The 17,252-nt window shown below is 40.6% G+C and carries 7 protein-coding genes; all 7 read right to left on the bottom strand.

What is annotated here, in order from left to right:
* Window positions 1–98: 98 nt before the first annotated feature.
* The 7 genes from VK664_RS09795 to VK664_RS09765 all read right to left on the bottom strand — a co-directional run bounded on the left by VK664_RS09795 (window position 99) and on the right by VK664_RS09765 (window position 17,247).
* Window positions 99–2,486, bottom strand: a complete 2,388-nt coding sequence (locus tag VK664_RS09795) for an ABC transporter permease (RefSeq protein ID WP_461398468.1) — start codon at window positions 2,484–2,486, stop codon at window positions 99–101.
* 143 nt (window positions 2,487–2,629) lie between these two features.
* Window positions 2,630–5,020 (bottom strand): ABC transporter permease, encoded by a 2,391-nt coding sequence (locus VK664_RS09790; RefSeq protein ID WP_461398467.1) that lies wholly within the window; start codon window positions 5,018–5,020, stop codon window positions 2,630–2,632.
* A 60-nt stretch (window positions 5,021–5,080) separates the two neighbouring features.
* Window positions 5,081–7,417 (bottom strand): ABC transporter permease, encoded by a 2,337-nt coding sequence (locus VK664_RS09785; RefSeq protein WP_461398466.1) that lies wholly within the window; start codon window positions 7,415–7,417, stop codon window positions 5,081–5,083.
* Window positions 7,418–7,443: 26 nt separating this feature from the next.
* Window positions 7,444–9,852, bottom strand: coding sequence for an ABC transporter permease (locus VK664_RS09780; protein WP_461398465.1), 2,409 nt, complete (start codon window positions 9,850–9,852; stop codon window positions 7,444–7,446).
* A 75-nt stretch (window positions 9,853–9,927) separates the two neighbouring features.
* Window positions 9,928–12,345, bottom strand: a complete 2,418-nt coding sequence (locus tag VK664_RS09775; RefSeq protein WP_461398464.1) for an ABC transporter permease — start codon at window positions 12,343–12,345, stop codon at window positions 9,928–9,930.
* Between the two features lie 34 nt (window positions 12,346–12,379).
* Window positions 12,380–14,803, bottom strand: a complete 2,424-nt coding sequence (locus tag VK664_RS09770) for an ABC transporter permease (RefSeq protein ID WP_461398463.1) — start codon at window positions 14,801–14,803, stop codon at window positions 12,380–12,382.
* A gap of 23 nt (window positions 14,804–14,826) precedes the next feature.
* Entirely contained in the window at window positions 14,827–17,247 is a 2,421-nt protein-coding gene (locus tag VK664_RS09765) for an ABC transporter permease (protein ID WP_461398462.1), read from the bottom strand.
* Window positions 17,248–17,252: the final 5 nt, after the last annotated feature.

Genomic DNA, 17,252 nt, shown 5'->3' with positions numbered 1-17,252 from the left:
ATGAATTATGAATTATGAGTTATTAAACCCAGTTATGAGATTAGTATTTCATATTTTCTTTCATAATTCATAACTCATAATTCATATTTCTCTTAAGGTTAGTCTGTTTTTAGATTTTTGACGGGGTTGGTCAGGGCAACTTTTATGGCCTGGATGCTGACTGTTAGTAAGGCGATCAATAATGATACTGAACCGGCAATGAGAAATATCCACCAACTGAGGCTTACTCTGTAATTGAAATTTTGCAACCAGTCGGACATTACCAGCCAGGCTAATGGTGCGGCAATCAGGAATGCTACCAGGGCAAGCTTTACAAAATCTTTGGAAAGAATAGATGCCAGTTGGAGCAAAGAAGCACCGAGGATTTTCCTTATGCCGATCTCTTTGATTCTTTGTTGGGCTGCATATGAAGACAAACCAAACAATCCAAGACAGGCTAAAAGGACAGCCATACCGGCAAAAACATTTAGAATTTGTCCCATCTTCATTTCAGACATATACATTTTATTGAAATCTTCATCCAGAAAATGATATTCAAATGGCCGGTGAGGTACAAGTTGCTTCCAGCTGGCTCCAATAGAAGCGATGGTTCGGGAGATGTCCTTGCCTTCGAGTTTTATCATAATCACACCAAACCAGGAGCCAGGGAACAAAACGAGGGGCTTGATAGGATTATGCAGGGATTCGAAATGGAAGTCTTTGACGACACCTTTTACGAAACCAGGTCTGTCATCGCCGAGGAACATTTTTTTACCGATAGCATCCCGGGCACTCCATCCGAGCGCTGCGGCAGCCGATTCATTGATTATAAACTGGTAAACATTTTTGGATTCATCTTCGTGGGCTACGTCTTTCATATCCTGCACTGAATAGTCAGTACCGGTGATTAATTGCAGACCAGTAGTTTTTATGAAATCCTGGTCAACCGGATTAGCTGTTACACCCATTTCTTCCGCATCGGCCATCATGTTGTTTTTCATTGAATAGCCACCCTTTATATGATTGGGCGTATTATATGCCATCGATATATTCTGTACATGACCATTTTTCCTGAATTCAATTTTAAGGAGGTCGATGGCTTTTAAAATTTTGTCATCGGTTGGAAGTACTAATACCTGGTCCCGGTCATAACCAAGCTTTTTATTGCGGATAAAATTTAACTGATGTTGAATAGTAAAGGTTGCAATTATCAGGAACACCGAAATAACAAACTGGAAAACCGTAAGGGATTTTCTCAACCAGAGCCCGGAATTTGTATTCTTGAAAGCACCTTTCAACACTTTAACCGGGTTAAACCCTGAAAGAATAAGAGCAGGATAACTTCCCGCCAGGAGACTGATTATTGCTATAATAAAAATACCGGTCATCAATACAGCAGGATCCATTACCTGGTATGCCTCCAGGTTTTTGTCAGCGAGTGTATTAAACCAGGGTAACACCAATATGGCGGCTCCAATCGAAAGCAGGAGTGCAATGAAGGTAATCAGTACTGATTCACCAATGAACTGCCAGAATATCTGTTTCCTTATGGCACCGACAACTTTGCGTATGCCGACTTCTCTTGCCCTTTCCATAGACCTGGCAGTACTGAGATTGATATATGTGAAGCAGGCGATGGCAAGTATCAGCAAAGCGATCCCTGCCAGCATATAGATATAAACAATGTTATTGTTTGGTTCAAAACCATCATGAGGTGAATGGAGGTGAACTTTTGTATAAGGCTCAAGATGAAAGTTTAATGATACTGTGGGTTCATTGGCAAATTCTTTTTTCATGAAGGGAGGAATCTTTCGCGAAAGGGATGCAAACGAGGCCGGATCCCTTAATAAAAGATATGTTGTGTAGTTGGCATTCCACCATGTTTTCTCCTGTGCGGGTCCGAGTGATGAAAAAGAGGCCACCATATCAAATTTTAGCTGCGAGTTGGTCGGACAGTTTTCCATAACACCTGTAACCAGGAAATCAGTAGCGTCGGAACCGGTCTTGAGTATTTTACCAACAGGATTCTCGTTTCCAAAATACTTTTTCGCAGCATCTTCAGTAAGAACTATAGTTTTAGGTGCCTTTAAAACCTGGCCAGGTAACCCTTTCAATAATTTGAAAGAAAAAACTTCAAAAAAAGTTGAGTCGGCAAAAAGAAATTTTTTTTCATCAAAAAGCTTGTCCCCATATTTTGTAATTCTTGAGGTCCTCGTCATCCTCACCCCGGAAACAACTTCAGGAAACTGTCGTTTAAATTCAGGGAACACCTTTGTGCTTGTGAAGGTTCCGGATTTGCCGTCATTACCTATTTTGTATTCCATGATGACCCGCGCAATCCGGTCACCATTCACCTGGAACTTGTCATAACTCAGTTCATTTTTTATGTACAATGCAATCAGCAAACAGCAAGTGAGTCCTATGGTGAGCCCGGTAATATTTATAACAGAGGACACTTTATTTTTTCTGATGCTTCTCCAGGCAATCTTCAGGTAATTCTTGAACATTATTACTTGTTTTTTACAGTTAGTGGCTGGAAAATATAGTCAGATCAGATTATACTTCAACAATCTGGTCATAGTTAGATAGACGATTTTCTGCTTGCCGGTGTTACAGTTTACGAAGAATATTTTTACTTCATAATGAATTTTCAATCTGCCTTAAGACTATTGACGGGGTTAGCAATTGCAGCTTTAATGGCCTGGTAACTTATGGTTATAATGGCAACTGCAAGGGCGAGTGAACCGGCCGCAACAAAAATCCACCAGCCAATATTTATCCTGGTATGATAATCTTTGAGCCATTCATTCATGAGCAACCAGGCAACCGGTGATGCGATAAGAATGGCAATACAAACGAGACTGATGAAATCCCTGGTGATCAATGACACGATACTGTTTACCGATGCTCCCAGCACTTTGCGTATCCCTATCTCCCTCGTACGTTTTGAAATAGTGGCTGCAGTTAATCCAAGTATTCCAAGACAGGTAATAAAAAGAGTCAATGCGGAAAATATACCGATTATTTGTCCGAATCTAAGATCCGATCTGTATTGACGGTCTATCAACTCATCCAGGAAAAAATATTGGAATGAATTTTCAGGAAAGGAGGACTTCCATATTTTTTCTATACCTGAAATGGTCTGGTCAAGATTACCGGTATTTATTTTAAGGGAATAATAACTGTCATTGGTTTGCGAATATGTATGAATGATAGGAAGCATTGCATCCTTTACTGAACCTTGTTTGTAATCCATGATCACTCCAACAACTGTTGAATATTTCGTCCCCCGTCTTGAATATGTTATTTTGCCACCGATAGCCTCTTCCGGAGATGCATAGCCGAGAAGTCGCGCGGCCTCTTCATTCAGTAATACTTCATTTCTTTCATTATTTGGTCTGAAGTTCCGGCCTGCAGCCAGTTTTATCTGCATGGAAGGAAGGAAGTTTTCATCAATATCATAATTGCAATAGTTGAGACCTGATTCAATATTGCTTCCGAATTTCACAACGCCTGTAGTTGTATTGAGCTGATTAATATTTTCTCCAGGCACAGCACCACTTGTTGTAATCTGGCTAACTGCATCGATATTCTGAAGCTGATTTTTGAAACTTTTTATCCGATGAATATGTATCGAATCGGGATCAGAAGTCAAGGGACCTTTTAACACAAGCAATTGGCTCGAATTCATTCCCATTTCCTGGCTGCGCATAAAAGTCACTTGCCTGTACACTACTACGGAAGCAATTAATACGATTATGGACACTGCGAACTGCCCTACCACGAGCCCCTTTCTGAGTAAAGTGCCTGTGGTAGACTGGGTGAATTTGCGGCGGATAACAGCCGTTGGCTTGATGGAAGACAACACAAATGCAGGATACAGTCCACTCAATAAAGCATTAATCATGAATAAGACCGAAAATGCTGACCAAAAAGATGGTTCCAGGAAAATATGTTGACGAAATTTTTTGCCCGTAAGTGCCAGGTAATAAGGATAAACAACTTCGATAAGAAGTAGTGCGAAGGCGAAGGCGAGGATGTTAACCATCAATGTTTCTGCGAGATATTGCTGCGCCAGAGATGACCTGGATGACCCGAGCAGCTTGCGCATACCCGCCTCTTTAGCCCGGTCAGAGGCATTTGCTGTAACAAGATTAACATAGTTAATACATCCGATAATAACAATAAGTATTGCAACGACCGTCAAAAAATTTACAGTTTTTATGTCTCCGTTTATGTCAGGTTCAAAAGAACGGTTTGACAATAAGTGGATATCTTTTATTCCCTGGGCAACAACATTTTCATGCTTAAGTCTTGCTTTGGCAAATACACTAAGTTTACTGTTAAGGGCTTTCAGATCAGTATCCTTCTTAAGTAATAGATACGTGAAGTTATTGTTACCTTGCCATGTAGTTGTGTCACCCCCAAGTGTTGGTACAGAACTAAAAGAGACAAGCAGATCGAAACGGAGATGTGTGTTCAGTGGTACATCCTGTATAATACCGGTTATGATCATAGGGTGGGTATTCACCTTAATGACCCTGCCAACAGCCTGGCCAGTCCCAAACAAACGCTTTGCAATTTTTTCGCTAACCACGGCCTGCATAGGTTTTGATAACGCAGTTAGCTTGTCACCTTCGATCAGACGATAGTCAAAAACCGAGAATATGCTTGGATCTGCCGCATATAATTTATCCAGGGCAAATACCTGGTTTGCTTCCTTTACTTCAACCGGGCTATAATCCTGTAATCTCACGAAATCGACGACTTCCGGCAATTCCTTTTTAAGAGTCGGTCCCATGGGAGGATATGTTTCGCAATCTGTTCCTATGATCCCTGGTCCGTCATAAAGATCAATCGTGAGTCTTGCTATCCGGTCGGATTTACTATGAAATAGTTCATAACTCCTTTCAAAGCTTACATGATGCAGTAATAATAAAAAGGCTGCGGCCGCTATACCGAGGCCGCAGACATTTATTAGTGTAGTCGCTTTTGAATATCTCATGCTTCTAAACGCATGTAAGAGATTTCGCCTTATCATAATTTCCTTTTAGTTGTGCGGGAAGCAGTATTCTATCCCTGGCTTTACCAGGATAATTTATTATGTTCTTAATTTCTTTGCCGGGTTCGCATATGCTGTTCTGGCGATATTTAGCCAAACTATCGTCATAGTTATTAAAATTACGATCATACCAACCAATCCGAATATCCATCCCTCTACCTTAACCCGGTATGAATAGTTTTGCAACCAGTTATTCATAGCCCACCAGGTCAATGGTACAGCAATTACAAAAGCAATTAATACCAGTTTGATAAACTCACTGGCTATTAACATCAGTAATTGCTGAACAGAAGCGCCAAGGATCTTCCTGACACTGATTTCCCTGATTCTTCTTTCGATAGTATAAGAGGCAAGTCCCGCCATGCCAAGGCAGCAGATAAAAATGGCAAGCCCGGCAAACAAATTCGTAAGTTTCCCGATCAGTTCTTCGGTTATGAATTTTGTGTTGAATTCAGCATCTACAAACCGGTATTCAAATGGCGACCCGGGATTATACTTTGTGAAAATTTTTTCTATGGTACCGATTGCTTTCTGCGGCGGCGTATTTGAGTTAAGCCTTATGGTTACTGTACCACTTGCATTCTGCCGGTACATGATGATCATAGGATCTACAGGTTGATAAGGAGAAGTCATAACTACATTTTCAGTGACGCCTCTTACTACAAAGTTACGGTTGCCATACCGCATGGTGGTACCGACAGGATTTTTTAAACCCATTGTCTTGACGGCAGCTCCGTTCAACAGCATTGAAGAAGTGTCAGCAGGAGTATTGCCAAAATCACTGCCTTCAAGCAGTTTAATTCCCATGGTTTTTGTAAAGTCCTGTGATACACCGATTGAAGAAACAATCATCTGACCATCAGGTTTGCCTTCATAATCCGGAGCAGGGGTATAGTTATAAATCTCGGTAATGGGAGAGGACGTCTGTGTCAGGGAAAACACGTCTCCCGACTGTATCAGTTCATTCCGGATCGCCTGGATATTCCGGCCTATGTCTGCAGTGGAAGGAAGCATGAGCAGGTTATCAGTTTTATAACCCAGATCCCGGTTTTTTACGTGTTGAATTTGTTGGTAGATGATGATGGTGGAAGAAATTAATAGTATTGATATTACGAACTGGGCAATTACAAGTATCCGTCTTGGGGTTGAAGCTGCTTTACCCGGTAGAAAAGTACCTTTAAGCACATTCACAGGGTTAAATGAGGATAAATAGATCGCAGGATAACTTCCGGCAACAAGCCCTGTAAAAACGATGATGCCAATAGCCAGCAACCAAAACTGCCAGGCATTCAACGGGAGTTCAAGTTGCTTGTCGATTAATCCATTAAACAATGGCAAAACGAGGTAAACCACAAAAACAGAAATAATCAAAGCAATCATTGCTAAAATAACCGACTCGCAGAAAAACTGGAACATCAACTGGGTTTTCCCGGAACCCAATGTTTTTCTGATACCAACTTCCCGGGCACGTTTTTCTGATCGGGCAGTGGATAAATTCATAAAATTTATACAGCCAATCAAAAGGATCACGACTGCAATTATGGAAAACATCTTTACATATGTGATCAATCCACCCGTATTCTTTCCATCCCTGAATTCACTGTACAGCCGCCACTTTTTCATTGGATGCAAAAAGTAAGTAGAATTTCTGTTGTCACTATGTTTAGCGATGATTTTATTCACTGCCTTTTCAAGGGCAGCATCATCTTTTACTCCGCTTGTTTGAACAAAAACATTAGAATATGAGTTGGTCCAGTCCTGCATGGCTGCGGGTTCAAAATCATATGGAGCAATGAAATCAAGAATGAATGATGAGTTTTGAGGTACATCATCAATGACAGCGGTTATTTTCACATCACGACTATTATCTACACGTATAATCTTATTGATTACATCTTCACTGTTAAATAAGGCCAGGGCAGTGCTCCTGGTTACTACAAATGCATCAGGTGTTGTCAGTGCTGTTTCGAGATCTCCTCTCAAAACATCAGACGAAAAAATTTTAAAATAATGTTTACTTACCCTGTAACCCGTTTTTTTGAGTTTTTTGTCACCGGTTGATAAAATTCGATCTTCACCATAAGAAGTAAAAGCTGCATTCTTAACCTGTGGAAGTTCACTCTCCAACACATCTGCCAGTGGCAAAATGACCGAATTGTCGGTATAAATGCTACCGTTGAAATTCCGGTTGGCATATACCTGGTAAGTAGAATTGTAATTTTTGTAATGCTTGTTCCAGGAAAGTTCGTTATGGACCCAAAGCAGGATAAGGATAGTTGAAGTAATGCCGATAGTAAGGCTCACCAGGTTTGTAACAGCAAAACCTTTGTTACGGATAAGATTGCGCCAGGCTGTTTTAAAATAATTCCTGATCATTATAAAATGTTTTATTTCTTAAAATTCTATTCTGCCTTCAGACTCTTAACAGGGTTAGCCCAGGCTGCTTTGATTGCCTGGAAAGAAACTGTTAATAGTGCAATTACAAGTGAAGCAAAACCGGCCAGGGCAAAAATCCACCAATTGATTTCGATACGGAATGCAAAACCTTCAAGCCAGTTGGTTAATGCAAACCAGGCAATCGGCCAGGCAATAACATTAGCGAGGATAACGAGCCTTACAAAATCAACAGACAGCAGGCTGACCATACTTTGAACAGAGGCGCCAAGCACCTTCCGTATCCCTATTTCTTTAATTCGTTTTTCAGCGGAAAAAGAGGCAAGCCCAAATAAACCAAGACAGCTGATAAGTATCGCAAGTCCGGCAAGAATACCCACAACTTCGCTGACCTGTTTGTCTGATTTGTATAGCTCATTAAAATGTTCATCCAGAAATTTATAATCGATAGGGTAGTCTGGTACAACTTTCTTCCATATTGCTTTCACCTGCTCAATTGCAGCTTTGGAATCTGAACCTTTTAAACGAACCGACATTTCCGAATAACCCCAGTCTTTCTGTGTAAGCAGGCAAAGTGTTTCGACTTTATGATGCAGGGAATTAAAGTTGAAGTTTTTTGTAATCCCGATAATAGACCCAACCGAATCCATGCCGCCAAAGCCAAATCGTTTACCTATGAGCGATTCGAGTTTTGAACTTTTGTCGTCTCTCAAAAGTTCCCTCGCTAAATTTTCATTGATGATATATGCCTTGCCGTTATCTGTCTGATAGTCTTTGGAAAAGTTCCGCCCTGCAATCAATTCAATTTTATATAGAGTAAGGAAATCAGGGTCTACTACATTCTGTGAAACAGCCAACTCTTTAGCACCGTTGGTACCATGATAAACAACGCCTGTTTGATGGAGATTATTTCCAAGTCTTTGTTGCGATGCAGAAACGGCAACCACTGCTGTGGATCCGAGCAGTGATTCTTTAATGGCATTGTATTTCGGAAAAGTTTTGTTATTTAGCTGCAGCATCATGACTTGCTCACGATTAAATCCGGGATCTTTATCCTGCATAAACCGAAGTTGTTTCACCGCGAAAATGGTTGCAATAATTAGAAAAACAGAACCGGTAAATTGAGTCACAACTAACGCATTACGAAAAATGCTTTTTGATTTTCCGGATACTATAGATCCTTTGAGCACCCTCGCTGGCTGGAATGATGAAAGATAAAGAGAGGGATAAAGCCCAGCGATAATACCTGTCAGGATCGTACCTCCGAAAAGAATTCCAAACAATGCAGGATCGGTGAACAATGGAAACTCCAGTTCTCTCTCGCTAAGGTTTCTGACATAAGGTAAAGCAAGAACCACCATAATTATAGCAAGCAGGAGGGAAAACAGGCAAATCAAAACAGACTCACTGATGAATTGGAATCCAAGTTGTATTCTTAACGCACCGATAGATTTCCGTACACCAACCTCCCTTGCCCTGTTTGCTGATTTTGCAGTTGCAAGATTCATGAAGTTGATACAGGCTATCAACAAGACAATTATAGCAATGATTGAAAATATACCTGTATATCGTTTATCAAACTTCTGGAAGTTATGGTAGTCATGTGTTATGTCTACTGAATTTGCATGCACATCTTTCAGTGGCTGTAAAAATAATTCATAGAATTTCCGGCCTTCCTCACTCATGTATTTTTTTAGTATTTCCGGAAATTTCTTTTCAAGACTGGCGATATTTGTATTGGGTGCGATTTCAAAATAAGTAATGAGCCAGTTGCCTCCCCAGTTATTCATCATCTCGGGATTTGCTATAGTACTGAATGAAAAAACACCATCAAATTGCAGATGAGAAGTTTTAGGAATATCTTTTAGTATACCAGTAACCTTGAATATAATTGTATCGCCATCAAACCTGCTGACTGTTTTACCCATAGGGTCGGTATTGCCAAACAAACTTTTAGCCGAAGTTTCCGTTAATACTATGCTGTTCGGTTTTTCAAGCACTGATTTACTATTACCATGTATCAATTTGAAATTGAACATCTGGAGGAAGTTCGAATCAGCACAAAGTATTTTTGGGAACACTATCTTTTTATCGCCAAAGTTCAAATCCATATTGTTCCGGGCATTCATCCTGGTGAAATCCAGGATCTGCGGGTATTCCTTTTTCATTACCGGGCCCATTGGGTACATAGATAAAGCAACTTTCTGTGGTGCTACCATACCTGGAAAACTCTGAACCTCATCCAACCGGTAAATGTTTTTAGTATGAAATCTATCAAAGCTTTTTTCATAGTGAACAAAAAGCATGATGACGATACAGGCTGCCATACCTGTGGCCAGACCCAATATATTAAGGGAAGAAAAGAAGGAATTCTTCCAAAGGTTCCTCCATGCAGTTTTAATATAGTTCCTGAGCATATTTTGTGATTTTAAAACGGTTGATTCACTCTTTGAAAGAAGGATTACCCCACCATATAATTCAGCCTTACCAGGTCATTCAGCCTTTAGACTCTTTACGGGGTTTGCTAATGCAGATCTGATGGCCTGTATACTTAGCGTTATTAGTGCAATTAACAGAGCGGTTCCACCCGCTATTAAAAACACTGTCCAATTTATTTTTATCTGGTATGCAAAATCCTGTAACCAATATTTCATAGCTATCCATGCAATAGGCGTTGCAATAATAAAAGCTATCGCGACGAGCTTTAATAAGTCAATAGAAAGAAGTTTTACAATGCCAGCAACACTGGCGCCTAATACTTTTCTTATCCCGATTTCTTTTGACTTTTGAACTGCCGTGAAAGTAACAAGACCAAAAAGACCGAGGCAGGCAATGGAAATCGCAATTACGGTAAGAACAAGTAATAATGATCCTTGTTTTTGTTCACTCTTATACTGGGCGTTAAAATTTTCACTAAGAAAACGGAATTCAGGATTGGCTGACGGGTCGAACTGCAGATAGGTTTTTTTAAGATATGCAAGGGCAGCAGGAATATTTTTTGAGCTGACTTTTACATAAAGATTGTCCTTCATCATTTCTGCCTGTGGCATTTGTAGGATCAGCGGTTCGAGTTTATGTTGAAGGGAATAAATATGGAAATCCTTTACAACACCCACGACTATAGATTCTCCGAGTTTACCTTCGTTATTTACATAATACCTTACTTTTTTGCCGATTGGTTGCTTCCAGCCCAGTTCTTTAACCAAAGTTTCATTTACCAGGATACTCGAAGCCTGGTCACCCTTGCGTTGCTCGGAGTAGTTTCTGCCGGCAACAAGTCCGATTTCAAGCGTTTTAAGATAATCGCCATCAACCATGAAATTTTGTGTTTTACGTGTTGAGGTAGAAATATTTCCCGCTTCACCTGGCAATTTCGATTCCTCTTCAAAAAATATCCCATTTGACCCGATATTGTTATTCCCTATCGGATTGCTCGCTGCGGCTACTGATTCAATAAGAGGATTTCGTAAAAAAGCTTCTTTTATAGCTGCCGTTTTTTCTCTCAACTGATCATTGTCTATATGAAAGGTCAGTACCTGGTCCTTGTTCAAACCAAGGTTCTTATTTTGTATATAATTCAACTGCTGATAAACAATATACGATCCGGCTATCATCATTATGGTTATCACGAATTGAAAAGTAACCAGGCCTTTGCGGAACAGGGCAGTTCCGGTTCTTGAACCTATTTGTCCCTTTAGTGAAGGAATCATCAGGAAGCCCGACATAAAAAATGCCGGATAGATGCCACTTATTAATCCTGTAACAACGGTGAATGCAAACAACATCAACAAGGTAACGGGCATGCCAAACCGCCAGATTGAAAGTTCCTTACCAGATAATTGATTGAATAATGGCATAACAAGTTCCGCAATCAATATTGCCAGGCCACCGGCAAAAAGACAAATCAGCACTGACTCAGCAAGGAACATAAAAACCAGCTGGCTTTTTCCTGATCCTATTACTTTTCTGACACCGATTTCTTTAACCCGGTATGAAGCTCTTGCCGTGGAAAGATTCATATAATTAATAGACGCAATTATAAGCACCAGCAGGCCAATTATAGAAAACACATAGACGTACTGTATGTTTCCATTGGCAGCCATTTCGTATTCAAGATTCGAATAGAGATGTATAGATGACAGCGGTTGCAACTCCATTCGATAATCAATGCCCTGACCCATGGATGGTTCCAGGTGTTTTTTAAAGAATGCCGGTAATTTTGATTCGAGATTATTTACATCTGTGCCTTTTTTAAGAAGGATATAAGTATAAAGTTCAAATGCCTGCCAGCCTGCGGTATATCCGGCTGGCAATGATCTTAGTCCACGGAACCTGAAATGAGAATTGGCAGGTAAATCTTCTATTACCGCACTGACTGTATTAGGGAATTTATTTTCAAAATACAGGGATTTTCCCAATGCAGAACCAGCATCTCCAAAAAGCGTTTCGGCAAGCGAGCGGGTAATAACAATTGTTTGTGGTGCTGCCAGGGCATTTGAAGGATTGCCGGCAATAAATTTATAGGTGAACACTGAAAAAATACTGTTATCTGCAAACATTACATCACCTGCCTGGATTGATTTATCACCAACAATAATGACCCCACCACCTTCAGGGTTGATACGAACGGCTGCTTCCACCTCGGGATATTCGGCTTTCAGCGTCGGTGCGAATGGTGCAGAAGTGGGAGCGAGGTGAAAGCCACTTTCTTTCCAGCTGGCATGCTGAACGACACGATAGATGCGATCACCCTTTTTATGATACCGGTCAAAACTGAGTTCATCACCAATATACAATGCTATCAGCCAGAAAGCCGCCAGTCCAATTGACAGACCGGCAATATTAATCACGGAAAACACAGGCTGTTTCCTGATGTTTCTCCAGGCGATGATAAAATAATTTTTCAGCATTGTTAATAAATTAATGTTATGGTAAATCAAACTTTTATTCTGTCCTCAGGCTATTGATCGGATTTGCGGCAGCTACTTTCACCGTCTGAATACTGATGGTGATTAATGCGATAAAGATGATCAACAGCGCCGGAATAATAAAAAGCCAGGCGCTGACAGGCATTTTAAATGCATAATCCTGTAACCATTGAATAAGCAGGTAATAGGTAACTGGTATAGCTATCAGCAAAGCAATTGCGATTGGTTTTACAAAATCGCGGGTTAATAGCACGAGTATATTAAATTTGTTTGCTCCTGACACTTTCCTGATACCTACTTCTTTTGTTCTTTGAGTGGTGATGAATGAAGCGAGCCCGAATAAACCCATACAGGATACTATGATTGCAAGTACCGCAAAAAGTCCAAAGGTTTGTCCAAACCGGTTATCGTCCTGGTACTGAGCTTCATAATAATCATTAAGAAAAAAATGTTCAAAAGGATTGCCTGGAAAAAAATTCGCCCATTTAAGTTTTGAACTTTCAACTATATTATTCCATTGTTTATTCCCTGCATCAATCTGTACAGAATAGAAATTCCGGCTATCCGGAATAAGCCGAAAAATATGCGCATCATAAGCTTCCCTAAGTGATTCCTGGTGATGATTGGAAACGACACCTATAATGGTATATTGATCGCCCCAGAACTCAATCCTCTTATTGATTGCATCTTCGGGTTTATCGAAACCCAGGAGTTTAACAGCCGATTCATTAAACAAAACAGCGTTTGGATCTGTTTTGAATTGAGTGGAAAAATTGCGGCCTTTCAGGATTTTTAATCCATAAGCATCAAGAAAATCATAATCTATCCCAATGACGCGATATTGATTTGTTTTGGATCCGTCCCCTCCAACCAGGCCGATTCCACCGGCGTTCCATCCAACTTTATTACCAGGCACTTCGGTGGAAGCAGTTACCTTGGTTACCCCGGGAATTCGCAACATCTCAGTTTTGAACGCATTCAGCTTTTCAGAGTAAAGAGAATCTGTGACATTCGGACCACGCAAAACCAGTGTTTGATTTATGTTTACCCCAAGCTCCTGCTTTTGCATATAGTTTAACTGGCTGTATACACTGAAGGTTCCAACTATGAGTGCAATGGAGGCTGCAAACTGAAGAACCACCAGGCTGTGTCGGAGAATAGCGCCATGCCTGCTTTTCACGAGACGCCCTTTCAATACAGCAATGGGTTTAAATGAAGACAGCACAAAGGCTGGATAAAGTCCTGACAAAAATGATCCTGTCAGGAATAATGCTGTTAACGCTATCCAGGAGTTTAGATCCATGAAATCTTTAAAGCTGAATTCTTTACCCGTGAGGTTATTGAAAAGCGGCAGCGTTGCAAAAACAATAAGTACAGCAAGGAGAACTGCGAAAAGATTTACCAGTAAAGATTCCATCAGGAACTGGCCAATCAATTGGCTGCGATAAGATCCCATCACTTTCCTTACTCCAACTTCTCTGGCCCGTTCTACAGCCCGCGCAGTTGAAAGATTTATATAATTGATCCAGGCAATAACAATGATGAATAATGAAATGATAAGCAGGAAGCTTACTGATTTACCATTACCGTTTGGCTCAGCTTCCATCATATAATCACTGTATAAGTGGATATCCTTTAATGGCTGAAGATGATATTTTAAGCCATAGTTACGGGTTTTCATTTCCTCCCCAAATCTTTGCTGGATAAGTGCATTGATCTTTGATTCGACACTTGCAGGGTTTGCATTCTGCTTTAAAAGAACATAAGTATACCAACCGTCCCATTCAAAAGTTGTTTCTACTTCAGGATTATCAACCTTCACCCTGTTTATGAAAGTCGGCATGGATAGTACCAGTTCAAATTTTAAATGGGTGTTTTCAGGCATATCAGCCATTACAGCAGTTATCTTAAAATTTTCCTGCTTATTCCGCGATAAAACTTTGCCTATCGGATCTTCGTTACCAAAATACTTACGCGCACAGGAGGCTGTAATTACAGCAGTATTTGGTTCAGTGAGTGCACCTTCAATTTTGCCACTAAGAACCGGGTACGAAAAGATCCGGAGAAAGTCTTCATTGGCAAGATATGCCCGGGTTTGACGGAACTCGACATTATTATAGGAGATGACCCCATTGCCTGCAGACCGGAACCAGGCATAAGATTCAATCTCAGGGAAAGCTTGTTTAAAAGTTTTCCCTGCGCCCGCGGCACCAGCAGCCCATTGAGTTGTCAACTTACCATCATTAAATCTATCCTGTTGTAAACGAAAAATCCGGTCGCCTTTTGCATGAAATTTGTCAAAACTTCTTTCAAAACGTACGTAATGCAATATCAGTAAACAGGCTGCGATACCGAGTGATAAACCAAATATGTTTATGGACGAATAGCCCTTGTGTTTCAGAATCGTTCTCCAGGCGGTTTTCAAATAACTTTTTATCATAAAATATTTGTATTAAATAATTTTTATTCGGATCTGATACTTTTCACCGGGTTCGCAAGCGCGGCCTGTATAGCTTTATAGCCAACAGTTATCCATGCTATGATAAGGGATGTAACAATTGCAAGCACAAACACACCTGCACCAATGGGTATTTTAAATACGAAATTATTGAGCCAGTCACTCATTACATACCAGGCAATAGGGGCGGCAATTGCAAACGCAACCGCTATCAGAATCGTAAATTCTTTAGAAAATAAATAAACGATATTTCCAACCGTTGCACCGAGCACTTTTCGTATTCCAACTTCTTTGGTTTTCTGTACGGCTAAAAAAGATACCAGGCCATATAGACCCAGGCATGAAATAAATATTGCAAGGCTTGCAAAAATCTTATACATCCTACTTAACTGGTTCTCCTGCTTATAAAAATCCTCAATGCTCTCATTCATGAATACGTTTGTGTTGGCATATTCAGGAAAATATTCATCCCATTTCGAGAGCACTGAACCTGAGGCTTTAGCCATATCCGCTGTATGAAGTTTTACTGCGGTCACAGAATAGAATTGAGTAAGACTGCTGATCATTAGTGGCTTCACCGTTTCACGTAGTGAATTTGTTTTAAAATCTTTCACTACCCCCACAACAGGCAGCCAGGCATTGCCTCCCATACGGATATTTTTGCCTATTGCTTCATTTGGTGATTTAAGTCCCAGGCGATGCACAAGCGTCTCATTAATGATGGCTTCGCGCATGGTATCGCTCTCAGCGAGACCGCGGCCGGCTATTACTTCAATACCGAAAGTCCTGAAATAATCATGATCCGCAAATTTGAGATAAAGGTTGAAGTCTTCATCAGGCTTCATATCGAAGGCAAAATTTGTAGAGGAGTTATTTTCAGAAGAAGGTACATCACTGGTATAGCTTACAGCCTTTACTCCCGGAAGCTGCAGCAGCGCGGATTTAAAAGCCGGCAGACGCGACAGCAAAGCACTGTCTGAATTACTATTTATAACAAAAACAGCATCTTTATTAAAACCAATATCAGCATTTTTCACATAGTTCATCTGGCTGACTGCAATGATGGTCCCGATGATCAGAACCTGGGAGATACCAAATTGCAATACAACAAGAGCGCGCCTCAGCGAAATGCCACCTACGCTCGCAGATGTCATCTTGTTTTTGAGCACCTGCGCTGGCCTGAAACCCGACAATACAAGAGAAGGATAAACACCGGAGAGAAATGTAACAGCTATAAAAACTACAACCAGGAATATCAATGAAGATGAATTTATGAGACTCAACGGCTCATTTATCGAAACGAAATTTTTTACATAAGGTAATAAGAGATAACCTGCAAGCACAGAGATTGCAATAGATATAAGTACTATGATGCCCGTTTCTCCCATTAGTTGACGAAACAGCTGGCTGCGACTGCCTCCCAGCACTTTTCTAACCCCAACCTCCTTTGATCTTCCGACGGCTTGCGCTGTAGAAAGATTAACGAAGTTTATGGAAGCCATTACCAGGATCAGAATTCCAATAAAAGACAGTATATTAAGAGTAGTCTTTGATATTACATGATCTCCAAGGTTTTCAAACCTTGTATCAAAATGAATTTCACTAAGGGGATGCAAAATATTGGCTCTTTCCTCACGGCGGCCTGATGCCGGGAAATGGGTTTTGCTGTATGCCTTGAGTTGTTTATCAAAAAGCCCGCGTGAAATATCGGGGGGAAGCAATGCAAAGATCTGGAAGTTACTTGAGATGCTGCCCCATTCTTCTGTATACCCATACCTTGTCTTAATATTCTTGAATGTTTCAAATGAGCAGATGAGCTGTAAGGGAAAGTCTGAATTTGCCGGGGGTGTTTCGATGATACCGGCAACACGCACAGTAGCACCGTTATCAATTATTAAGGATTTACCCAAAGCTTCTTTCCAGCCGCCAAAATATTTCTCCGCCTTGGCTACGGTAAGTACTGCTACATTAGGCTCATTCAAAATTGAAGCCTGCCCGTGGAGCCACTTAAAATTAAAAACCTGGAAGAAGTTATGATCCGCATAAATCAATCCGTTTTCTTCAATGTATTTTGGATTGACGAGTGCAGCAGATGACCCTTCTTTTATGACGGAGATCTGGCTTCCATAGCTGGAATTTACTGCACCGAATTTTATAGATGGAAAGGCAGCCCTGAGTGCCGGCAGATTCGGGTACGGATTACCTATTGTGTAATGCAGTCCCGAGGTTGTTTTATCCACCGTAACTACCTGGTATATATTGTTGAAATTTTTTTGAAACCGGTCATAGCTGTATTCATACCTGATCACGAGGAAAAGCAGTAAGCTGGCTGCTATGCCGATGGAAAGGCCCGCGATGTTTATAGCTGAATAGATCTTATGCCTCAATATATTCCTGATGGTGATTTTCAGATAGTTCCTGATCATAATCG

Source organism: Flavitalea sp., assembly GCF_035489435.1.
Lineage (GTDB): Bacteria > Bacteroidota > Bacteroidia > Chitinophagales > Chitinophagaceae > DATHKG01.
Note: the sequence above shows the minus strand (reverse complement) of the source record. Positions and strands in the feature narration are given on the sequence as shown.